This is a genomic window from Rhodococcus sp. NPDC076796, from assembly GCF_040702765.1.
Classification (GTDB): Bacteria; Actinomycetota; Actinomycetes; order Mycobacteriales; family Mycobacteriaceae; genus Rhodococcoides.
The window spans coordinates 111,954-132,882 of sequence record NZ_JBFBMS010000011.1 but is presented as its reverse complement, the minus strand read 5'-3'; the positions used below and the strand labels follow the sequence as shown (position 1 = coordinate 132,882).

Sequence of the window (20,929 nt, the reverse complement as noted above, 5' to 3'; positions counted from 1 at the left end):
TCGAGGACCGCGATGGCAGTACAAAAGATCCGAGTTCAGCTGGGACTCCCGTCCCGCGTGTGAAGGACCTTCGAAATCGCTTCCTTCTCGATTTGACTTACCTGCCCCGCAGACACTCCAACACGTTCCGCGATCTGCGGGTACGTCCGCGGCTCATCTCCATCCAAACCGTACCTGGCGATGACGACGGCAACCTCTCGCTCATCGAGAATCGACAGACTCCGCAGCACCTCGTCGACCTCGTCCATCGTCGGGCTGGCAGTCGTTCGTCGCAGAAGCTCTCGAATCACGGACCTGTCGTGGTCGAGGCCGACCACTGCCGGCTCCTCGTTGACGATCTTGAACGCGAGTTCCTCTAAAGATCGATCGTCGCGTTTATCCGTGTCCTTTAGTGCAGCAATCTGATTGATCGAAGCAGTCCAGCCGGCCAGCGTCTCGACAGCACCATCAACGTCGGCGGTCACGATCTCCGTCGCCGCGGATGTGAGCTCGTCGAGATACGTATCACGAGTGCCGATCTTCGGATCCTCGAAGGTGCCTTCCATGTACAGGACGACAACGTTGGTCGGCTGCGCCGAATCACGAGTTCCCACTACCCGACCCATTCGGTGCAACAGCGAATGGCGACTGCGACTGGACGACGCAAGCACCGCAGTATCTGCATCGGGGATTGCTGTCATGGCATCCAGTTCGGAAGGCACAGTGAGTGCGCTCATCACACCTTCCTCGAAGCTCGACACCAATTCTCGACGGTCGCTTGCGTCGAGTCTCGCTGAAAAAGGCGCTGCCAGGATCCTCTCCTCCAACAGAATTTCTGCCAGTCGGCTTGCCAACGAACTGGTTTCAGTAAAGACGAGCGTATGTCCGCTGCGTTTGAACACTTGCGAGAGTTCACGTAGCGCGAAGATTTTACCGATGCAACCGTCGACAGAATTTCGGCGTTCATCGATCGACGCTTGATAGCGGCGGGCGGCCTGCGTGCCGGAATCCGACGAAGGCCCGTCCGCCAACCGGCGAACGTCCGACTCAAAGTTGTCTTCGCTGTTCGTGCGGCATCGGTATCGCCGAACAAGGTCCGAACGCGTACGACTCGCGGCTTCATCGTGTTTGGTGTAGCGCTTCAGCTCGTCAGCCTTGAACGGCACTCCAACCATCAGCACTCGGAGAGGCGCTGAATGGCCTTCTCGTCGAGCTCTTTTGTAGTCGCAGCCAACAATGACTGCACCGAATTCTTTCGCAAGTGAAGTCGGTACCCAACCCGCGGCATAGTCCGCCAACCCCAGGCGTTCTTGGAACCGGTGGCTAGACAGCTCACTGCGCTCGGCCGCAACCAAGAGATGAACGTCGTCGATTACAAGCAAACCACCTGTGCGTCGCCCAGCATGCCGGAGCCGCCTCAACGATCCGGCCTCCGCGACAATCACATCCGCATCCGGGTCAGTCTGTGCGCCCAAATTTTCGATCGTTGCGGTCGGTGCCCTTTCCGCCAGCATCTGAATCCATACCACGGCGGCGTCCGAATCCTGAACGACCACAACCGATTGCAGCCTACGGTTCAACGCTGCAACGACGGCGGTGGCACCCACCTCGGTCTTGCCTGCACCTCGCACTGCCTGCACCACGCCGGTATTGCCAGCTTGCTGCCACTGCAGCAGAGCCTCGGCCTGCCACTGTCGGAGCGGACGCACTGCATTTGCCGTCTTCATAGATGACGATTCTTGATCCACACCGATGTATTTCCGTCGGTCTGCTTCACCAGCCTTCGGTCCTGGACGAGTTCAGCAAGAACACCTTGGACTTCGGCAGGCGTGAATCCCGTGACCCTGCACGCGCGTGAGATGTTCAGCTTCGTTCCGACGTCCCACGCCGCAGCTACCAGCAGCTGTTTAGCGACGGCGATTTCGGGTTTGGGTAATTCTTTGCTTCTTGCATTGTTGGACTCGGCAGCTGCGGGTTCGGTGGCAACCGCGGTCGACGGTCTCACCAGCGTGTAGGTGCCATCGTCTTCTTCGAGCAGTCCTTCGCTCACCAACCCTCGCCCGACCGCGCGAACAATGTCATCTGAGACGCTTAAGTCGGTAGTAATTTCATGGGCCGTCACGGCTGCTTCGGCAGCACGTGCAATCAGCTGCTCTCTGATGTCTTTACGCGACACGATCCTGTGAGCTTGCGGGTCTCGCGTCGGCGTAGCGTCGTGCATGTTCGATTCGGACTCGCCTCGAAGCGGTCGGACACTGTACTGAAGATCGGCACCGCTCCCCTGCGTCACTAGCCGGCGTTTCAGTACGAGGTGATTCAAAGTGTCGTCGAGAGCACCCTCACCAACTATCAAGCGTCTTTCGAGTTCTGATTGAGTCGCTCGTCCTCGCTGCAGCTCCTTCATAACACCCGCTTCGAAGACGCGCGGTTGAAGCTTTACCGACGAATCGGCGGCAGCTCCCCGGTGTTCAGGCTGTCGATCTGATTGACCAACCGCCGCGGCAAGAGGCCGATCGCCTGCTCGTGCAGCGGTTTCCCGCGCTGGTGTCGGGACGGCCACAGTGCGCGGCGTCGGCACCACGGGCAGTGCTGCAAGCGCCTCTTCCTCTGCCACTTCCTCGACGATCGACTCGTCCGCGGTCAGTACAACCGGCGACCATGCCGGCATCGCCTCATCCACAGCAGCTGCAGCCACTGAATAGGGTGAGATACCCAAATCGTCGAGTGTTTCCCACAGCGTCGACAGGGCTGCAGTCTGATCCAGGTAGTACTCGGACTCACGAACCCGCCAGAACGTCCACCCGACCCTCTTGATCTCCTGCTCGCGTTCGAGATCCGCGCGGACCTGCTCAGGGGTCGAATGCCAGGCGTCGCCGTCACATTCGACTGCGATGCGCGATGCACCGCCGGTGACGACGAGGTCTAGTCGCCGGCCGTTCACTTCGACCTGAGGGTTGACGTGGTAACCGCGGGCAACAATGTCATTGAACACCCGCTGCTCGAAGAGGCTGTCGAAGGGTGCCTGCCGAACATCACGGCTGACGTTTTCCGGCATCGCTGCAGCGGGGGCCGGAGATGTCGAACTGACGTACGTCAGAAGCGACTGACGAAGGTCGGTCGACCTCAGGCGATCGGCGGTCACCGAATGGAACAGCCAGAGCTGGTCCTGAGCACGCGACGCCGCGACATTGAAACGTCGTTGAAACTCGCTCTTGGTCAGAGATGCGAAGTTGTGCTCTGGTGCAACGACCATCGACAGCATGATGACGTTTCGCTCATCGCCCTGGAAGTCGGGCGGGGTTCCTACTCTGAGACGCCTTTCCTCCCACACTTCAGTGCTGACTTTGGCAAGTAGCAGGTTCCTGATCACGTCGACCTGCGATTGTCCCTGCAGCACAACAACACCGAAAGTCTTGTCGTCGTAGGCAGGGTCGTCGAAACATTCGATCATTTGATCGACGAGGGCTGCTGCCTCAGCTTCGTTTCTCAGCGTCGCGCTTTTGCCTGCGTTGATCGCGCCTTCGACATATGTATGAGCGAGCGGGGGAGCCGGTCGGCTCCGAACTGCCTCACGGGAATTAACGGCGAGTCGCGGTAGAACTGGTTGCTCGACCAGTTGATGATCTCAGGCATGCAGCGGAAATGCTCCCGAAGGCGGACAACTTGGCCGAACCTGGTGCGCAGCATGGAGAAGAGACTGGACCGCGGAGTAAGGGTGGTGCGCACATGCTCGGGCAGGTCGTGCAGGTAGAGATCCAGTCGGTCGAAAATTACGTCCAACGCGCCGCTCGACACCTCGCTCGGTGTGCACTGTTTGTCGTCCCCGACGACGATGACGCGCGGAGCAAGCCACAGCAAGAACAGGCTCGTGATATCTGCCTGACTTGCTTCGTCGACGATGACGACGTCGAAGGAATTCGGCTTGGCGGGGATAGAGTCAAGAACCTGCTGCAGAGGCATGACCCAGGCCGGCACCGCGCTCTGCGCTTCGATCATGGCCGAACGCGCTGCGCTGCTGTACTTTTCTGCATATTTTCCTGTGCCCATACCGAGATTCGAGATGTGGTCCCGGTAAGTCTGCAAGGCCTGAACCTCGATGGCGGTCATTCGTTTCAAGGAGTCTCGCCAGGCGCTGGCAGCTGCGAGCTGGGAGGTCAGCTGAGCGATATCAGCGTCGAGTGCATTGAGGTCAGCGTCGAGCTCCTGCTCGCGTCCGGTCCGATGCTGATCGATGACCCACTCTTGCGCACGTCGCCATGCCCACGCCTTCTCGAGGCCCCAGCCGATGCCGTCCCATTGCTCGTCGTTCGCAGTGCTCCGCACGAGCTTTGCAAGGTTCGGCGCAACGTTGCTGAGCCGTGATTCAAGCTCACTCAGCCGTATCTGATCACGTGTTTCGTTGCAGGCCAGGATGTAAAGCTCGCCGGCCGTTGCGAACAGGTCCGTATCGGCCGCTGCCAATGTACGGATGAGCGCATCGCCCTCCGGCGAAGGTGCGCGATCGAACTCGATGGACACGGCGCGAACCAAGGCGTCCAGTTCCCGACGTGCATCCTCGACATCGGCACGGGTTGCGATTGCACCGGCGGCACCTGCAATCGACGAGGCCTCGGTCAGAGACCGAACACGCGGATAGCTCAGCGAGATCGAACGGAGGGTACTCGCAAGCTCATCCCTCGCGGTCGCCACCGCGCGCAACTGATTCAGAGCCCGAAGGGTGGACTGCAAGCTGTTGATCTGAAAGCCGCGCGATCCGTCTGTGACGACCGGAATGCGCAAATCAGCGAGAAGTGTTCCGGCGTTCCGGATCGCAGCCAAAGCCCTGACGTGTTCGGCGGCTGCGCGGGCCGCCGATGCGCTCGACACAGGCGAGCCATCGATCGTTGCCGTGATTCCGGATTGCTCGAAGGCCTTTTGCTGCTCACTCTTGAAGAAGCGACCAGGTTTCCATTCGGAGCCGGCTTCCAGTGCTGCTGCGAGTTGGTCGAGGACGGAGAGGGCTTGACCCGATGTATCGGAGCTGTGGACGTCGCGATGACCCACGACTGAATCGGCTTGGACAGCCGCGTCGAGCAGCGCAGGCAGTCCTGCAACACGTGCCCACAAGTAGTCGGCCTGTCCGGACAGGACCTCGTCGGCGAGCTGCTGAAAGTGAGGTTCGAGCTCGCGCACGTCATCGACTCGGCCGTCCAATGTTTCGCACAGTTCGCGAACACGTTGTGCTGTTGGTGGATCTACACCGTCGAGAATCTGGATCAGTTGAGCGGATTCGGCTCCCTGTGTAGCGATCTCGGTGGTGACTCGGCGGAACAACTTCTCCAGCGTCTGACTATAGGGAAGGAGCGTGTCGATCGGTGGCAACGGCCGCGTCGGGCGGCTATCGCTGGTCGTGGAAGCGGAATTGATCAGCGCACGCAGTTCATCTATTTCGGCACCGGTCAGGGGCGACTCGTTCGCGAGCAATGGTCCGGGTAGCCAGCTGAAGGCTTCTTCGTTTGCCCTGACCTCCTTCACGATTGCAGCGGCGGTACCGGAGTAACCAGGGGCAATCCGAGGGTGCTGGTACGTCTCGGATTCGCGAAGTGACCGGATGCGTTCGAGGATCGTCGACCGATTCTGACGGGCCCGCTGCCGTCGAACCGCAAGGTCGTCGATGCGTTGATCTTCGGCTCGTTCGTTGAACGAAGACTTGCGCTCTGCAATCGTCGCAACGCTCTTGTTCAGCTCGTGGGATCCCCCGCGCGCCAGATCGGTGATGGACACGCACAGCTCTTGCATCTCGGCCGGGAGCTTGTCGCGCAGCACGCGTAGTGCCTGAGACTTCTCACTGGTCACCAACACTCGTTGTCCGCGTGCCAGGAGCGCTGAGACGAGGTTCGCAATGGTGTGTGTCTTACCGGTTCCCGGCGGACCCTCTACGACGACTCCGCTGTCGCGACCAAGGCGTTCCAGGATCTGCGACTGCTCAGCGTTGGCAGGTAGGGGAAAGAGCGGATCGTCTGCAAGCGTCGATGATGCGGATGCACCCAGCCGCTCCAGCCAGTCGAGACGGTCGTGTGGCTCGATGGCTTCGACAAGCTGTGCAAGACCAAGCGGAACCGGCGAGTCGTCGCGCTCAACGTCGACGATCATCTTCTCGTAGTACTCGACCAAGGCGAATGCACCACGCTTACGCAAGACCAGCGCTGGCGATGGTGTGAGGGTCCGATTTGCAGTCGGGGCCGGCTGTTCGTTCTGGTCGTTCACGTCGATCATCTGATTCAGCGCGCGCGGTGCCCACTCCTTCAAGAACTTCAAAACCCCCTCGCTCAGCGGTGATGTCGCATGCTCTCGCAGTACCTCTTGCAGTCCGAGTGACCCGGACGGGTCGAATTCTTCTCGGCCGGTGAGAAGTTGCGTGTCTTCGAGCCGCGGTGAGCTCAGCGAAGTCAGACGCACGACCAAGTCGCCCGACGCTTCGTCCCTCTCGACACCGGCACTCTGCGTCACGATGTGCGTTCGCACCGACAGCTTGGGGTCTGGTGAGCTGACATTCAACAACCCCGATGCCAGCACGAGCTCGATGGACTCCGGGCGAGCTGCGAGCTCTTGCATCATCATCTGCAACGCTGTGTATAGCTCAGCTTGGGGCCGACGGATGCGGTCTGATGCGGCCCACGTTTGCCACTTCGGCAGCCATTGCGAGAACTCTCGACGTAATCCGGATGCTTCGGCGGAGTCCCGAGACACCAGTCCGCCGGAAACCTGTCCCGTTTCTGCCAGAGCTAATGACGGCGTGCGGCTGTCCGCGACTTCCTTCGGGTCCAGCCAGCCCGTGAGTGATGCCGGAACCTGCGGAGGATCTTCGACGCTGACACGCGGAGCGCGAACTGCTACTCCACCTTGCTCCACAGAGACGTCGATCTGGGTGACGCGGTCGTAGCGGTACAACCACTCGATCTGAGCATGCTCGTGAACACGAAGGATGGGGCTGGTTCGGGACTTCACGATCTCGCGAAGAAACTGCATCAGGCGCTTCACCCGACTCTTGAGCTCTGCGTCGTGCTCTCGACCAGCCAATGTCTACTCCAATAACTGAACTCCGAGGCGACGTACTCGCCCTGCCGTCAATGTATCGGTTGAATGGGACATTTGTTTCGCAAGCCGAAGAGGAAATCGACGGTGATCACAGCTCCCTGCGGTTTCGTGCCGACGTTCATTCGATTGGATGAACGAGAGCTGGGGGGGGCGACAACGATGTCGGACCGATAGTGCACAGTGACCCGAGAATCCTGTGGCTATCAATGAGACCAAGCACTTACAGAAGGCGCGTGAGATGAGAGTTGTTTTCCTGCACGGCATTGGCGACGGTGACCCGACGATGGGCTGGCTCGACGGGCTCAACCGAGGCCTGATGCAGGCAGGTCATCCCCCGGTGGAAAAAGAACGCGTGATTGCGCCTCGTTACCGGTCGCTCCTGAACACTGCCGGTGTCTCGGCCAAGGTTCCTCCGGTCACGTACAAGCCCAAGGACGACGCTTCCGGACGTCGTGAGTTCGAGAGACGCCAAGCGAAGGTCCAGCGCAAGCTGGGATCGGAGTCGGGCGTCCGATCATTCGGCTTCGACAGAGTTCCAGAGGCCCCTCTTTCCGCCCTCCAGGAAGCTGCCATCAACGCAATTCCCTGGTACGACCTCCCACAAGTCAAGCGGTACATGCAGAGTGAAGGCACCCGCGGGGCGATTCTCCAGCTGATTCTCGACAACCTTCCGGGAAGCGGCGATATCATCCTCGTCGGCCACAGCCTGGGAAGCGTCGTAGCAATCGACCTACTCGACAACTTGCATGAGGGACTACGCGTACGCCGCTTCGTCACAATCGGTAGTCCGGCAAGTTCTCGGCCGCTGCACGAGAACAGCGACCGGCTTCTCAAGAAATTTCCCTACGCGCGGGTCGACGACTGGACCAACTTCTTCGACAGACGAGACGTCGTGACTGGTGGGCGCGGGCTCGCGTCGACGTTTCCAGGCGCTCAGGATTTCACCATCGATATCGGCGGACAGCACGGAGCAAACACGTATCTCGGGCACCCTTCTGTCTCCGGCCTGCTAGCAGATGTGCTGTATCCGACCAAAGCAGTTGCCCTTCGGGAGTCAGGCATCGCTGTTCGACTAGGGGACAACGAAGCCAGCATTCTGTTGTCACTTCACTTCGGACATGCAGTTCAGCGGCACATCAAGGACAAGAACGCCGCCGCCCGATACGCAGACGCACTGAGCGCGCAGCAAGACGAAGTGGTCGCACAGATCGAAGCCGCAGCCGCAGCGTCCGATACGACTGTCGCACCCGAGTTGTACGAACTCGCGCGAGGCACAGTTCCGAGGCTTCCCCATCGGTGGGAACTACATGAAGCAGTCAGCGAGCTCGTTGTGCTCGCAATGACCAACTTGATCGAACCGTACGAGATCAATGTAGAGCGCGCGCCGAAAGATGCACTTGCCGACCTGACAGTCGAATTGGGGTTCCAGCGTTCGACCGGAACCAAGATCGGAAGTGCGATCGAAGATGTCCAGAGCTACGTCAGCCGCAAAGGAGGGGTGCCGTGGGGACGTGTGCTCACCGCGGCAGCCGGTGTCGCAATCGTCGCGGCTGGGCCCGTCGGGCTGATTGTTGCGGCACCCGCCGGCGTTTTCGGTGCCGCCGCACTGACCGGTGGTCTTGCCGCTCTCGGCCCAGGTGGCATGGTGGGCGGCCTGGCCATGCTCGGTGGGCTCGCCGGAACGGGAGCCGCCGTCGCAACGACAGCGGCAACAGCGGGCGGAGGTCCGGCCCAACCGATCAACGACTCGAACACTTTGGTACTGCGGGTAGCCGTGGAGCACGCTCGAAAGATTCTGGAACTACCCTACGACGAGGATCTCTGGTACCAGATCACGGACCTGGAGACGCAGCTCTCTGCGCGGATCAACCGTTTGTCGGTCTACAGCGACCCGAAATCGCCGGCACTCGAAGCGTTGCACTCGGGAAAGTTCACCGTTTCGCGTCTGCTTGCGTTCATGCTCGAAAAAGGTCTCGGCCCAAAGGCACTTGTAGCTGCAGAGTCAGAAACAGATCGACTCCTGCTCGAAGAGAAGAAGGCTATCGAGGAGCGGAAGTCGATTGAATCCTGACGGTCACTTTCGGACTAGGCGTTCCTTCACGCGTTTCAACCAACCCACCGTGTTGACTTCGGCTCTCGGGCCGCGATCTGGGACCTGGCAGGACGGTCAGCGCATCAATTCCCAGCTAGGGAGACGTGTGCTACCTACGTTTCGCTGGACGTCCCCGCGCTACCGGAAGATCGTCGTGTCGATTCGGCACCTTTAGTTATCCACAGCATTAAACAAGCGGGACCCTAGTGACGTTACACTCACCTCCGTTCTGGATGAATCGCCAAGACCGCGGGGGGATAAATGAATGAGGCATATATAGTCTGGGTCAGTGTTGCTTTTCAAGTCGTGATTTTGATTTTGTCAACAGCACCACAGAACATCTACCCGAAAGCTCAGCCGATATGGATAAACTTTTTAATTGCAACGGTGCTTATTCAAGTTCCTGTTCTAATCTTGACAGGGGCCGCGTCGAGCCTTGTCACAGGGGAAGCGTCGTTTGCTTTATACCCGGCGTCGACGCCCGCATGGGTAGTCGGATTAACACTGCTAACGTTGGGAATTTCCTCCCCACTGGCAGGTTTGCTCGAATGGCGTTTCCGTCGCCATGGGAATGAGGTGTTCGATGCGAAGAAGCGCTTTCGCGGCCACTTTCTTGGCAATCTGACTGGAGCGCTGGCTGCAGCAGGATTCTTCTGGGCGGTAGAAAGAACGCCAGGTTTCACAGCATGGTTAGAGTCCTACCAATATGAATCAGCGTTTAATATCGTACTTCCGTTGGTCACTCTAGTAATATTTGCGTTCGTTCGATATCAGCAACTTGCAGATTGCCCCAACCTCGACGACAAAATTAAGGCGGACCATCAAGATTGGAAAAGCTGTATCCGCGGAAGTTCCCTCAGCAACGCCCACCAAGTGTTGAATACGATTTTTCTCATCGCTGTCACCTTCATCGGCGCTTCCGCAGTCTTGTACCTTTTTTCTTACGCCATCGTCGAGTCCAGACACAACACCCCGATTGACTTCTCGGCTCAGCTTGGACTCGCGATCAGCGCGCTCCTGGTCTTCCTCATCGTATGTGGACTGCCACAGGGGAAACTCTGGGACTCAAAGACGTGGAGTTGGAATCGAGCTGTTTATTTGACATTCTTGACAGGTACCCCAGCAACCCTCGTTGCGACTATGGTTTGGCTAGCCCTGGTCAAGGATAGCCCTACACGCAATATATTCGCCATAACAATTGTCGGTGCCGGGTACCTGTTGTACAGCTCAATTGCCATCCTTGGAGTTGTCTACAGTAAACGACCGTCTTCTCTAAGTTCGATTGAGAACGATCGCCAGCCGGAGCGGCTGCAACTACATTATTTTGCGGGAGCGATTTTGGCAGTCGCGCTGACTATTTTTCTCGGCGTTCTCTACTTCACCTCAACACCCTGACCCCGGCATACAGCAGACTTCTGCTCACTATCAACAGATCGGATCAGTCTCACACGAGAGCCGCCATCGCACTGACGCGGTCAGAGGCACCCGTGGTCGCCAATATCCGACCGACGTTTTGTGATGTGGCGTGTACCCGGTGAACGATGTGCACTTGACGAACCGGCAGGGGAACGACCTTGCGCGCGAGGACAGAGGGCCACTGCTCTCGCAGCATGTCGTCGGTCGCGTCGTGGACGCTGCCACCCCGGGGCTCATTGGTTCTATCGTCATATGCCCTCCAGCAGCACAGCAACCACTCCACACAGATGACGCACTTCATCCACCGTCGGCGCAAGTTCATAGGCATGGTGATGGCATGCGTTGCTCAACCTGCTCCATGCCATCGCTGCAGCGTCGGCATTCTCGGCCGTATCGAGCGACCGCAGAATCACCAAGCGCGATCGCATACTCGGTCGCTCGATATCTACGCCCAACGCCACGCAACGCTCGATTACCAATTCCTCCAACGCCTGGCGAGCGAGGAACGCAGCCAGACGCGCCGAACCGCCTGCAGCACCGTGACTTCCGTCGAGCAGCAGTTCGGCATTTCTCAGCGCTACTGCCGGTGACGTGGTCGTAATCATTCGGCGAGGATCCCGTCGACCATCTTCTTCAGATCGTTCACCACTTCCCAGGTGATCGGTCGATCTGCACCTTTGTGAGTGCCGGCGTTCGCAATATGGAGCGTCGGGAATCGTTCGGTGCGGAAGCCGAGCCACTGCGATAGGTCGCGTTCGGAATCCTGGTGCACAGCCAGGGCAATCTTGTCACGAGTCTTGTGCACTGACGACCACCGCTCTTCGGTCGCCATCCGAGACTCCCCCGCCCGGTGTTGCTTCGCGTAGAACACCTGCTGCGCGGCCGATTCCAGAGCCAATCGGAACAAGCCCGGTGCAACTCGCCGCTTGACGTCCTCGGGCACATTCTCGTCCAACACCAATGCCCGCACATCGTTGAAATACCGGGTCGCTTGATTCTGTGTCTCGGAAACACTGATGTTGGAACCTGGTTCGCGCATCACCTCGACGAGTCGAGCATCGACTGCGAGTTGCCTGATCGCAGTGGCCAATCGATCATCGTGCGAGAACACGATGACCTGTCTGGTCTTCGCGAGCGTCGACAGCACCTTGATGAAGCCGTCGATCTTCGCCGGATCCATCGCCTGGATCGGGTCGTCCAGCACGATGAATCGGAACGGACTGTTTGGCGTAGTCGCTCTCGGTATGAACAGCGCGAGCGCCAGCGCATGCAGCTCGCCCTGACTCATCACCGACAGTGCCTCGGACTCCACGCCGTCGACCGAGCCGGTCATCACCACTCGCCTGCTGGTGTTGTGACCCACCAAGTTGATAGCACCGATGTCGACATTGCTTTCCTGGCGCAACTCCGCCCAAATGTCGCGCGCCTGCTCGGCAATCGGAGCGAGCCGCTGATCCCTCAATTGCTTGGCGTGCGACGCAATCCACTTCTTGGCCGTGTCGACGTTCTTGACGGCCTCATCCGCCTCTCGCGCCGCGGATTCGAGAGTGGCCCACGCGGCCAGACGTCCAGCAATCGGTGCCCATGTGTCCTCACGCTGAGCCGCCGCTTCCTTGGCCTCGGTGCGCAGCGCCTCAGCAGACTCGATAACCGCGGGGATCGTCGTAGCCAAGTGATCCGCCACATCGGAGGAACTCGACGGTTGCTCGCGCGCCACGGCGACCGACTTTTGATACTCGGACAGGGAAGGCAGGTCGACGCCCTCCACCGCGGTGGCGTCGGCGATTTCGTTCCCCAGTTCGACTGCGGCGCGTTGCGCTTGGTCGAGTCGGCGGCGGCTGTTCTTGTAGGCGGCCAGTTTCTGGCTCTGCTCGGCAAGCTGCGCCCGCGAGTGCTCGGCCCACGCATCGTCGAGCGTCCCCGTCGCACACACCGGGCACTCGATAGTGCCCGTCTCAATGTGCAGTCGCAGGGCCGCATCGAGCAGATCGTTGCGCTGCTCCACCGCCGACAGTGCCTCATCAGCAGAATCCGCGGTATCGGCCGCAGCTGCCCGCAGATCCGCCACCACCTCGTCGACACGCTGCTGCGTCGGGGCGCTCAACGCTGCGAGCCGCTTCAAACCGATGAGCGCGGGCGATGCTGATGCGTCGGCTCCGGTGGCCAGCGCCAGCACCGCGTCGAGATCCGCGACCCGTTTTCTGACTAAGGCTGCAGCAGTTTTCGCACGATCATCCGACGCATCCGATAACGAGTTCTTGAGCTGGCGCAGACTCTCCGCTGCTCGTTGCCTAGGCCCCTTGATTTCCTTGAGTACCGCTGTCAGTCGCTTCTCGGCATCGGTGATCTCGTCGAGTCCAAGGAGTTTGGCCAGGGCGTCGTGCAGGGTGGACGGCGTCGCGTCGAACAGTCCGCCGATTTCGTCGTAAGACAGGATCGGGCGATGTAGTTCGACGGCAGACTTCCACCCAAGTGCATCGGTACCGGTATTGCGCTTCTGGTTTCCCACCTGAGTCCAGGTGGAGCATCCCTTCAGCGCGGCATCGGAGGTCCAGTCGACGCCGACAACCGTCGGTTCGGATCCTTCGATCGTGAGCCCCACCCGCACCTCACACGGATCTCCCTGATGCAGATTGCGCCAGGTGTCGGCCCACAGCTTGGCCTTGTTCTCCCAGCGGTAACTCGAACCGGTGATCGCGAATTCGAGCGCCTCGGCAAAGCTCGACTTTCCCGATCCGTTGCGGCCACTGACGATCGTGATGCCCGGCGCGGGGTGTAGCTCCAGCGCTGCTCTGGGCCCGATACCGCGGAATCCCGCGACAGTGATCGAGGTCAAAAACGCACCGACCGGCTCGTCGAGGAGCTGACTCCCCGACGGCTCCGGAACGTGCGGGGTCGAGATGCCGTCGAGCAGCTCTTGCAGTGCTGTCGGCCCTTCCAGGGCTGCGAGAACGTAGTACTTCGCCTCGTCGGACAGGTCATTGTCCGCGTCGATGGCGTCGATCACCACGTCGACGAGTGGCCTGTCGACAGCATTGTCGGCAACGGTCACCGGCACTCCCCTGTTCGTTCTGATGACTAACCAGACCCCACAGTTCCATATGGGACCGACAGTTCGCAGGGACATCGAAAACGCCATCGAGTGTGTCGGTACCCGATGCTTCGATGGCGATATGTCACGACTCGACGAGGGGTTCCCGCCTCCCACGGCCTGTGTGCAGTGGTGTCAGCACCGCAGCTACGACCTGCATGTCCTCGACGACGGTGTGGAGGTGGACCTGGATTGGTGGAACGGCCACCTCGACAGGGCAGGGCACGATCTCCGGCTCCGCGGCCGCAACCTCGACGGAGAAATTGTCGAGTACGGCGGCGGCACCGTGCAGCGCAACGATTTACGGATCGGCACCGATCTGGCTGTAGGCGAACACGATTCGCTCGGCCTGCTGTTTCTCTGCGCAGCCTGGCAGGGCAGCCACCGGCACCGCAGAGCGATGCGGCGATTCCCGGACGTCATGAACCCGCACCTCAGCCGCCCCGACGAGAACCCCGTCGTCAAAACGCTCGCTGTCCTCGACAGCTGCGTACGCAACCGCGCAGTGCCCGACCATCCGAACTCGACGTGGTCCGGATGGCCCGATGCACCCGGCGTCGGGATGTCCCTGATGGCCACGTTCCTGTGGGCGGTGAAGGCGTCCGTCTACGGCGGTCCGGCGCAGCTGATCGACCAATACGGAGTCTCGACACTCATCCACGAAGGGTGGCTCGAAGATCCGTCCGTCACCGGATTCACTCGTCGCCGATACGACCGCTACGTCGAACTCATCACCGCTTGGGCCACCGACATCGGTACCAGCCCCGAGCTCGTCGAAATGTGGCTCGTGCAGCGCTGGAGCGCCCGACTCAACGAAGCACGACACGGTCGCTACACCGCACCCACGTTGTTCTGAACGGCTCGATCCCTATGGAGGGGTTGTCGAGCCACACATCAGCTTCTATGGTTATCCGTAATTACGGAATAGCGATGGGAGAACTCGATGCGACGCTCGACCTGGATCTCGACAACCTGCGCAGCTGTGCTCTTGGTGGGCGGATGCGCCACCGATACCGGCGCAACTGCAACGACCACCACTACCCCGACGCCGGAGAACTGCGCTCCCGTCACCTCGACCGACCTCGCCACCGAGGACGGGTGGCTCGGACTGATCGATCAAGCACCCGACACCGTCAGCCTCGTCATCGACGACGGCCGCGGCCGAACCGTCGAACATCGAGCCGACCAAGAGCAGGTACTCGCATCGGCAATCAAGGTGGTGCACCTTGCCGCCTACGCCCAGGCGGTCGCCAACGGCACCATCGACCCGAACGAGCAAGTGCCGCTCACTGATTGGGAACGCTGGTATGTACCCGGTACCGACGCCGGCGCACATCCGGCCGCCTTGAACAGGCTGGGCATCGCGAACGACGGCATCGCGGCCACAGATCCCGAGGCCACGGTACGCATCGAAGACATGGTCACGGCCATGATCCAGGAGAGCGACAACTCGGTTCCCGACTATCTCCGGTATCGACTCGGCGACCAAGCGATCATCGACGCCGCCGCGACCGGAGGGTGGGAGGACTTCCAGGTACCGAGTCTGGTGACCGACATTCTGTCGCTGTACGACCCGGCCGTCGCCGACGGTGACCGATGGGAGACCGCACAGATGTGGGCGTTCGACCCACAGTTCCGAGCCGAGGTCAGCGCAGCCCTCCAGCCCTCGACCTACGAGGAACAAGCCGACCGAGTGCAGAGCACCTTCCGCGGCGGCTCGGCAGAACAACTCAACGGGATGTATCGCGCCTTCACCGACGGCACCTTCGGCGATGCGTCCGACACCATTGTGCGCCAATTGGAATGGCAGCCCGCAGGCGACAGCGTTCGCGGAGTCGGCTTCAAGGGCGGCAGCCTCGCCGGCGTTCTGACCCAGGGATTCGAGCTGCGCCGCAACGACGGAACTGTCGCCACGGCAGTGTGGCTGATCGACGGCCTCCCTGCGGACAGGTTCGATCAGGCCATGACCGCAATGGGCGTACAGCAGCAACTCATCGTCGAGGCGATGCTCTCGCCCGAGGTACTCGACCGGATAGCCTGCGTGGTGTGAGCGCAGAGTTCGAATCGAGACTGGCAGAGCTGGAAGCTCGCGTCGCCGAGCTGGAACGACGCGACGCTCCCGAGCAGCTCGATGCAGCCCCGTCGACGGGCGGCATGGTCGCCTACCAAGGTGACGTGCATCTGCACGGAACGGTCCGCTGGGACATCGGCTACTCCCCCGACGCCATCGTGGAATTACCGGTTCCCTCCGCATCGGAAGTACTTGCTGCTCTGGGACATCCGGTGCGACTGCAGATCGTGCGCACACTGCTGCGAGGCCCGGCGAACGCGGCGGATCTCCTCGCAGCAGTGGGCCTCGGCTCGTCCGGCCAGATCTATCATCACCTCAAGGCGCTGAGCTCGGCGAACATCGTCGAACAGCAGGGTCGCGGAGACTATCGGATCGCCGCCAAAAAGGTTGTGCCTCTCCTTGTCTCGATGCTCGCTGCTGCGGATATCGCGGGAGATCTGGGTACCTGACTGCGTCGCGCAACCGTCGGATCACGGCACGAACAGCACACCCAAGCCGGGGATGAGGGCGTTCGACGCATCAGGATTCTCGCGGTCATGGGTGACGGTCACGAACACTGGACCTGCACCCGTCTGAGCCGTCACCTCGAGAGGCAGGCGGAATGCCTGCGAGCCACCCTGATTGGCGGGTTGAGTCCGATCGACCTCATCGATCCAGTGCCGCAAGCCTGCGGAGCCCACTTCGCCGGTGGACAGGTTCCGCCAGTTGACCGTCAGGAACCGGTAGTTGAACTGGTAGTAGTACGGCCTGATGTCGGCGGCAGAGAAACGCACCTCTCCCGGCTTCTCGCCGACCACGGTACGAATCGGAATGGTCTGGAACAGCCCGCCAGGGACACCACTCGAAACAACCTCCGGGCCGGTGACGACCGGAACCAGCAACTCGGACGTCGTGGGCGCAGCCGCGGCCGTGCCTACGCCCGCACCCAGGACCAGCGGTACCGAAACCGCAATTGCCGTCGCGGCCCGTCGTATCGATCGCTGCATGGTGCAACCTTTCGTCGGGGTCGAATCAGGGAACGAGCACCACGCCCGCGCCGGGGAGAAGAGTGTCGAGGTACGGCGAGCCCCATTGACCGTCGTTGGAGTAGTCACGACTGTGGGTGACCGTCACTACGACCGGCCCCGCGCCGGTGTTCGCTACCACCTCGAGGGGGAGGTCTTGCCGTCCGTAGGGGCCCTCCTCGGGCGGTGTGGGATCGTCCTGCCAGTGGCGCAGATCGGCTGCCCCTGTCGCGCCTGTCGCCAGGTTTCGCCAGTTCAGGTTCAAGTACCGGTAGGGATATTGATCGGCGAACGGTGCAATGGTGGTCGCCGAGAAGCGCGCGACACCGGGCTCGTCGCCCACAGTGGCCTTCATCGGAATGGTCTGAAAGAAGCCACCGGGGACGGCTCCGGGAGCCATCTGGAATCCGGTCACGATCGGCACTTGCAGGTTCGTCACCTGCGGGGCAGCAGCTGCCGTGCCCGCTCCGATGCCGAACACCAAGGGAACGGTGAGTGCCGTCGCTACTACCGCTCGCCGCAATGACTTTCGCATACTGCATACCTTTCGATTCTGTCGCACAACGAGATACAGGTCGTTTGTGACATCGAACCACGAACTCCAGGTTGAACCTGAAACATCAAGTGGTTCTTGAGTCTTTACCGAACCCACCCTCGCAGCCAGAGCGACAAAAGGACCGCTCGTATACCGATTCGTGACGGGGTCGTGACACGAACGACGTTAACAGACCACTTGGACCGTTCGATCTACTGATCAGAGGTGATGCACTCCGCAGCCACCGGTGAGGACCATCGAATGAGGCAAGTCCGTAAAATCGTTGCCACAGGTGCGCTGATCGCCGCTACCGTTTTCGCATCCACCTCGTGCAGCTCCGACGAGCCGGTGAGCAACCCACCCACCCCGGCCACCAGCGCAGCGGCTGCTCCGTCGGCGAACGGGTACACCGACGCCGACGGCGGTAGCGGCTCAGACGGAACCTCACAGGCTCCCGAGGTCGTCGCCCCAGCACAAGCACTGCCCACCGCTGCGGGCGCACCAGCCGTGACGCCCGCACCCAACAGCGACGACGTCAACGTCGATGCACGCGACTTCGAGCAAGCCGGAGGACAGTTCTTCTTCACCTCCCCCAGCGGGAATGTGCACTGCGGATTCAATTCGTACAACGCACCAGGGACCATCGTGGGCTGCCAAGTTCGCTACTCGGTACCGGGCAATACCGGCCGAGAATGCCTCAACACGGAAAACAACACCTATGGAGTACAGATTCGCCAAGACGGAACCGTCGAACAGATCTGCACCAATCAAGGCATCTTCGTCGGCGATCCAAACAGCGGTGACGTCCAGGTACTCCAGTACGGCCAGGTTATCGGAGTCACCGGCACCTTCTGCCGCTCCACCGAAGCCGGTATCACCTGCTACGACGGCGACCGGGGCTTCATGATCTCCCGCGACGTCAACCTTGCGTTCTGATGGAGGAGTTCTGGAAATTCACGCTGACCGCAGTGCTCGCCACAGCGGCACTGACGGCCTGCGGCAGTCAGGAAACACCCGCTGCTGATCCGGCTCCGACGACCAGCATCGTCGCGCAGATACCCGCGCCTCCGCAGGTCACCATCGCGCCGCCGTCGAACGCCGGTGGCTACAGCGAATCAGCCGAGGCACCCACCGTTACCAGTGCAACGGCCGCCGATCCTGCGAGCAACACCGCACCCATCACCCCCGTCGATCCGGCCATGTATGCCGCGCCAAATGACCAGGTCGGTTGGAAGTCGCCGTCGGGCAACATCTTCTGCAAGCTCGGTTCCACCGCGTTCTCGTCCGGTTGCCAAGCCACGGACGCGCCGATACCCGATGGCGCGGACTGCGACAAACCACCGTTCTCGGCCGACGAACTGAGCAAAGGCTTTTTTCTGGACCCGGGCCAGGTGACGCCGATGTGCTTCAACCAGGGCGCATTCGGAGTCCAGGACGCTCGATCACTCGACTACAACACGTCCATTTCGTTCAACGGCTACACCTGCTACTCGCGCGTCGAGGCGATGATCTGCGACGCGGGTAGCGGACACGGATTTGTGCTGTCGATGCAGCAGGCAACCTGGAACTGACCCGATCTCAGGCCGGCATGAAGTCCCGCAGCACCGGAAGTCTGGTTGCCGACCGGTTCGCCAACGTGGGGATGCAGCCGAGCAACCCCTGAGTGTAAGGATGGGCGGCCGTTCGGACGATGTCCGCGGACGGCTTCTGCTCCACCAGCTCCCCTCGGTACATCACCAACATCGTGTCGGAGAATTCGAGACAGAGCTTGATGTCGTGACTGACAATCAGCAGCGCGGTCCCCTGCTCCTGCGTCAATTGCTGCAGCAGCTCCATCGTTCCGCGAGCCAGTGACGCGTCCAAGGCACTCGTCGGTTCGTCGGCGATCAACAGCCGCGGCGAACCACACAGCGCCAGCGCCGTCATCACCCGTTGCCGCATTCCGCCCGACAGCTCGTAGGGCCGACTCCGCATCACGCGTCGGGTATCCGACAGTCCGACCTTGTTGAGCCAGTATACGGTCGTATCCGTTCGCTCGCGTCTACCCGTGATGCCCGCTCCCGCCAGTACGTGCTTGAACTGACCCCCGATGGTCCACACCGGGTCCAGCGCCGTCATCGCGTCCTGGAACACCATCGCGATTCCCTCGGTGCGCCGCGGCACGCTGCGGCCGGTTTCGGGTTGCGCTGGCCTGCCCTCGAACTCCAACCGCGTCGAGTCGACAGTTGCGCCCGCCGACACGTCGAGCAGTCCTGCGATCGTCATGGCCAGAGTCGACTTGCCTGATCCGGACTCGCCCACCAGCGCAACCCGCTGACCGGGCGCGATAGCGAACGAGACATCTCTCACCGCCACTACCGCGCTGTCTCCGGAGCCGTACGTCACACTGAGATTCTCGACATCGAGCACCGATGTGCCAGCGGTAGGCTCGGAGCCTGCTTGCGCATCGTTCGCGCGGATCGAAAGCGAAAGAGACTCGGGCTCTGCAGTTGTCGTCATTTTTGTCTCCCACCGAGACGCCGTCGAATATGGACGCCTCCCATGGTTGCGCCACGGTGTTTCCCGCGGCCACGAAAACGGTAAACAGCGCATTACGCACGGTTCGCCAACACGCACAGAGCTCTGAACAGGGCGTTCTTACTTCGATCCCGACATAAAGGCCGCGTCGCCCATTCGGGGTCAGCACCCGATCTCCGATAGACTCGACGTCGGTACAGGTGATCTCGACGTGGCGGCCACCCTTCTCACTCTTTGCGCATCCCCAGGTGCGCATTCTCGGAAGGCCCTGACGAATGACCCGCCCCTTCTTCGACGACGAATCCGGCTCTGTTGCAGCCCATCTGCGCAGACGAGCCGACGAGCAACGAACCAGATACATTCGTGCGCAGTCGAACCGCGGCGAGAAGTTCGTGACCTCGCCCCGCCGCGTGTACGAGCTGATCCGCTCGGGAATCCGCCGGGGCACGATGCCCCACGACGAGATCCTCTCCGAACAGCATCTCATCGAGACGCTGGGGGCGACGAGAAACGCTGTGCGCAAGGCTCTTCAGATGCTCGCTGACGACGGCGTCGTGCTGCGGGCGCGTCGAGCAGGAACGTCGATTGCCCACGACATCGTGGCCGTCCGCGACGGTGAAGTGGGTCCGAGGGCGTGGGCCGGGATGCCGGACGAGGGTCGGCTGACGGTGGAGACGTTGGAATGCAGACGCATCACTGCACCCGCGGTGATTCAGGAGTTCATCGGTGCCGACGTGGAATCGGTGATCCTGCTCGAGCAGATCGGCCGGATGAACGGAAAGCCGCTCTACCTGCGCGTCGGGTACTGCATCACGGACTTCGACATCGACGAGTTCACCGAGCGAGTCGAGAGCAACCACTCGGAGTTCCCGCCGATCGCAGTTGCCCATCATCGAATTTTCGGCACCACCTACGGCGGCAGCAGTTCTGTCGTGGAAGCCATCTCGTGTCAGGAACGAGCGGCGGAGCTGCTCGAAATGCAGGTGGGGTCACCGGTACTGTTGCGCGAGTTGATCACTCGCGATACCGACGGACGGCCGTCCGAGCTCAGCTTCACTCACTTTCGGGCAGACCGAGTAGCGATCATCGGATCCACCGGCACCGCCGGCACCACCACGCTGAACTGAAAAAAGGGGGTCGGTGCGAA

Annotated in this window: 16 protein-coding genes and 1 pseudogene; 8 read left to right on the top strand and 9 right to left on the bottom strand. The window is 61.0% G+C overall.

The annotated features are described in order from the left end of the window. Nucleotides 1-35: 35 nt before the first annotated feature. The 4 genes and pseudogenes from AB0366_RS23815 to AB0366_RS23800 all read right to left on the bottom strand — a co-directional run. A complete protein-coding gene (locus tag AB0366_RS23815) occupies nucleotides 36-1,706 on the bottom strand; it encodes a sigma factor-like helix-turn-helix DNA-binding protein (protein ID WP_366246168.1) in 1,671 nt (556 codons plus the stop codon). Next, on the bottom strand, nucleotides 1,703-3,430 hold the full coding sequence (locus tag AB0366_RS23810) for an AAA domain-containing protein (protein ID WP_366246167.1): 1,728 nt from the start codon (nucleotides 3,428-3,430) through the stop codon (nucleotides 1,703-1,705). Before AB0366_RS23810 ends, AB0366_RS23815 begins: the two co-directional genes overlap by 4 nt. A 35-nt stretch (nucleotides 3,431-3,465) precedes the next feature. Next, entirely contained in the window at nucleotides 3,466-5,493 is a 2,028-nt protein-coding gene (locus AB0366_RS23805) for a hypothetical protein (RefSeq protein ID WP_366246180.1), read from the bottom strand. Between the two features lie 156 nt (nucleotides 5,494-5,649). Continuing rightward, a pseudogene (locus AB0366_RS23800) lies at nucleotides 5,650-6,111 on the bottom strand (AAA family ATPase); the annotation flags it as partial. A 1,183-nt stretch (nucleotides 6,112-7,294) separates the two neighbouring features. On the opposite strand from AB0366_RS23800, the gene AB0366_RS23795 reads away from it, so the two are divergent. Both AB0366_RS23795 and AB0366_RS23790 read left to right on the top strand, forming a co-directional pair. Further along, nucleotides 7,295-9,127 carry a hypothetical protein gene (locus AB0366_RS23795; RefSeq protein ID WP_366246165.1) on the top strand — a complete coding sequence of 611 codons (1,833 nt, stop codon included), beginning with the start codon at nucleotides 7,295-7,297 and terminating at the stop codon, nucleotides 9,125-9,127. Nucleotides 9,128-9,409: 282 nt separating this feature from the next. Continuing rightward, the gene (locus AB0366_RS23790) at nucleotides 9,410-10,543 is read left to right on the top strand and encodes a hypothetical protein (protein WP_366246164.1); all 1,134 of its coding nucleotides are present in this window, start codon (nucleotides 9,410-9,412) and stop codon (nucleotides 10,541-10,543) included. Between the two features lie 269 nt (nucleotides 10,544-10,812). Here AB0366_RS23790 and AB0366_RS23785 read toward each other — a convergent pair whose 3' ends face one another. Beyond that, nucleotides 10,813-11,169, bottom strand: coding sequence for a hypothetical protein (locus AB0366_RS23785; RefSeq protein ID WP_366246162.1), 357 nt, complete (start codon nucleotides 11,167-11,169; stop codon nucleotides 10,813-10,815). Continuing rightward, nucleotides 11,166-13,616 carry an AAA family ATPase gene (locus AB0366_RS23780; RefSeq protein WP_366246160.1) on the bottom strand — a complete coding sequence of 817 codons (2,451 nt, stop codon included), beginning with the start codon at nucleotides 13,614-13,616 and terminating at the stop codon, nucleotides 11,166-11,168. Before AB0366_RS23780 ends, AB0366_RS23785 begins: the two co-directional genes overlap by 4 nt. Nucleotides 13,617-13,737: 121 nt before the next feature. Between AB0366_RS23780 and AB0366_RS23775 the strand changes: the two genes are divergently transcribed. The 3 genes from AB0366_RS23775 to AB0366_RS23765 all read left to right on the top strand — a co-directional run bounded on the left by AB0366_RS23775 (nucleotide 13,738) and on the right by AB0366_RS23765 (nucleotide 16,175). Further along, nucleotides 13,738-14,511, top strand: a complete 774-nt coding sequence (locus tag AB0366_RS23775) for a hypothetical protein (RefSeq protein WP_366246159.1) — start codon at nucleotides 13,738-13,740, stop codon at nucleotides 14,509-14,511. An 87-nt stretch (nucleotides 14,512-14,598) separates the two neighbouring features. Beyond that, the gene (locus AB0366_RS23770) at nucleotides 14,599-15,705 is read left to right on the top strand and encodes a serine hydrolase (RefSeq protein WP_366246157.1); all 1,107 of its coding nucleotides are present in this window, start codon (nucleotides 14,599-14,601) and stop codon (nucleotides 15,703-15,705) included. Next, a complete protein-coding gene (locus tag AB0366_RS23765; RefSeq protein ID WP_366246155.1) occupies nucleotides 15,702-16,175 on the top strand; it encodes a helix-turn-helix domain-containing protein in 474 nt (157 codons plus the stop codon). Before AB0366_RS23770 ends, AB0366_RS23765 begins: the two co-directional genes overlap by 4 nt. A 21-nt stretch (nucleotides 16,176-16,196) precedes the next feature. On the opposite strand, the gene AB0366_RS23760 is transcribed toward AB0366_RS23765, so the two are convergent. Continuing rightward, nucleotides 16,197-16,712 carry a hypothetical protein gene (locus AB0366_RS23760; RefSeq protein WP_366246154.1) on the bottom strand — a complete coding sequence of 172 codons (516 nt, stop codon included), beginning with the start codon at nucleotides 16,710-16,712 and terminating at the stop codon, nucleotides 16,197-16,199. 25 nt (nucleotides 16,713-16,737) lie between these two features. After that, complete coding sequence (locus AB0366_RS23755) at nucleotides 16,738-17,265, bottom strand: hypothetical protein (protein WP_366246153.1); 528 nt, start codon at nucleotides 17,263-17,265, stop codon at nucleotides 16,738-16,740. Between the two features lie 261 nt (nucleotides 17,266-17,526). Between AB0366_RS23755 and AB0366_RS23750 the strand changes: the two genes are divergently transcribed. Together AB0366_RS23750 and AB0366_RS23745 are read left to right on the top strand one after the other, a co-directional pair. Further along, complete coding sequence (locus tag AB0366_RS23750) at nucleotides 17,527-18,201, top strand: hypothetical protein (RefSeq protein ID WP_366246152.1); 675 nt, start codon at nucleotides 17,527-17,529, stop codon at nucleotides 18,199-18,201. Then, complete coding sequence (locus tag AB0366_RS23745) at nucleotides 18,201-18,836, top strand: hypothetical protein (protein WP_366246151.1); 636 nt, start codon at nucleotides 18,201-18,203, stop codon at nucleotides 18,834-18,836. The genes AB0366_RS23750 and AB0366_RS23745 overlap by 1 nt, the downstream gene beginning before the upstream one ends. Nucleotides 18,837-18,843: 7 nt before the next feature. Here AB0366_RS23745 and AB0366_RS23740 read toward each other — a convergent pair whose 3' ends face one another. After that, on the bottom strand, nucleotides 18,844-19,764 hold the full coding sequence (locus AB0366_RS23740) for an ABC transporter ATP-binding protein (RefSeq protein ID WP_366246150.1): 921 nt from the start codon (nucleotides 19,762-19,764) through the stop codon (nucleotides 18,844-18,846). A 293-nt stretch (nucleotides 19,765-20,057) separates the two neighbouring features. Between AB0366_RS23740 and AB0366_RS23735 the strand changes: the two genes are divergently transcribed. Continuing rightward, the gene (locus tag AB0366_RS23735) at nucleotides 20,058-20,909 is read left to right on the top strand and encodes a GntR family transcriptional regulator (RefSeq protein WP_366246149.1); all 852 of its coding nucleotides are present in this window, start codon (nucleotides 20,058-20,060) and stop codon (nucleotides 20,907-20,909) included. Nucleotides 20,910-20,929: the final 20 nt, after the last annotated feature.

Coding starts and splice junctions, on each gene's coding strand:
- AB0366_RS23815 (WP_366246168.1), bottom strand. CDS start 1,706: ATGAAGACGGCAAATGCAGTGCGTCCGCTCCGACAGTGGCAGGCCGAG.
- AB0366_RS23810 (WP_366246167.1), bottom strand. CDS start 3,430: ATGATCGAATGTTTCGACGACCCTGCCTACGACGACAAGACTTTCGGT.
- AB0366_RS23795 (WP_366246165.1), top strand. CDS start 7,295: ATGAGAGTTGTTTTCCTGCACGGCATTGGCGACGGTGACCCGACGATG.
- AB0366_RS23790 (WP_366246164.1), top strand. CDS start 9,410: ATGAATGAGGCATATATAGTCTGGGTCAGTGTTGCTTTTCAAGTCGTG.
- AB0366_RS23785 (WP_366246162.1), bottom strand. CDS start 11,169: ATGATTACGACCACGTCACCGGCAGTAGCGCTGAGAAATGCCGAACTG.
- AB0366_RS23775 (WP_366246159.1), top strand. CDS start 13,738: ATGTCACGACTCGACGAGGGGTTCCCGCCTCCCACGGCCTGTGTGCAG.
- AB0366_RS23770 (WP_366246157.1), top strand. CDS start 14,599: ATGCGACGCTCGACCTGGATCTCGACAACCTGCGCAGCTGTGCTCTTG.
- AB0366_RS23760 (WP_366246154.1), bottom strand. CDS start 16,712: ATGCAGCGATCGATACGACGGGCCGCGACGGCAATTGCGGTTTCGGTA.
- AB0366_RS23755 (WP_366246153.1), bottom strand. CDS start 17,265: ATGCGAAAGTCATTGCGGCGAGCGGTAGTAGCGACGGCACTCACCGTT.
- AB0366_RS23750 (WP_366246152.1), top strand. CDS start 17,527: ATGAGGCAAGTCCGTAAAATCGTTGCCACAGGTGCGCTGATCGCCGCT.
- AB0366_RS23745 (WP_366246151.1), top strand. CDS start 18,201: ATGGAGGAGTTCTGGAAATTCACGCTGACCGCAGTGCTCGCCACAGCG.
- AB0366_RS23740 (WP_366246150.1), bottom strand. CDS start 19,764: ATGACGACAACTGCAGAGCCCGAGTCTCTTTCGCTTTCGATCCGCGCG.
- AB0366_RS23735 (WP_366246149.1), top strand. CDS start 20,058: ATGACCCGCCCCTTCTTCGACGACGAATCCGGCTCTGTTGCAGCCCAT.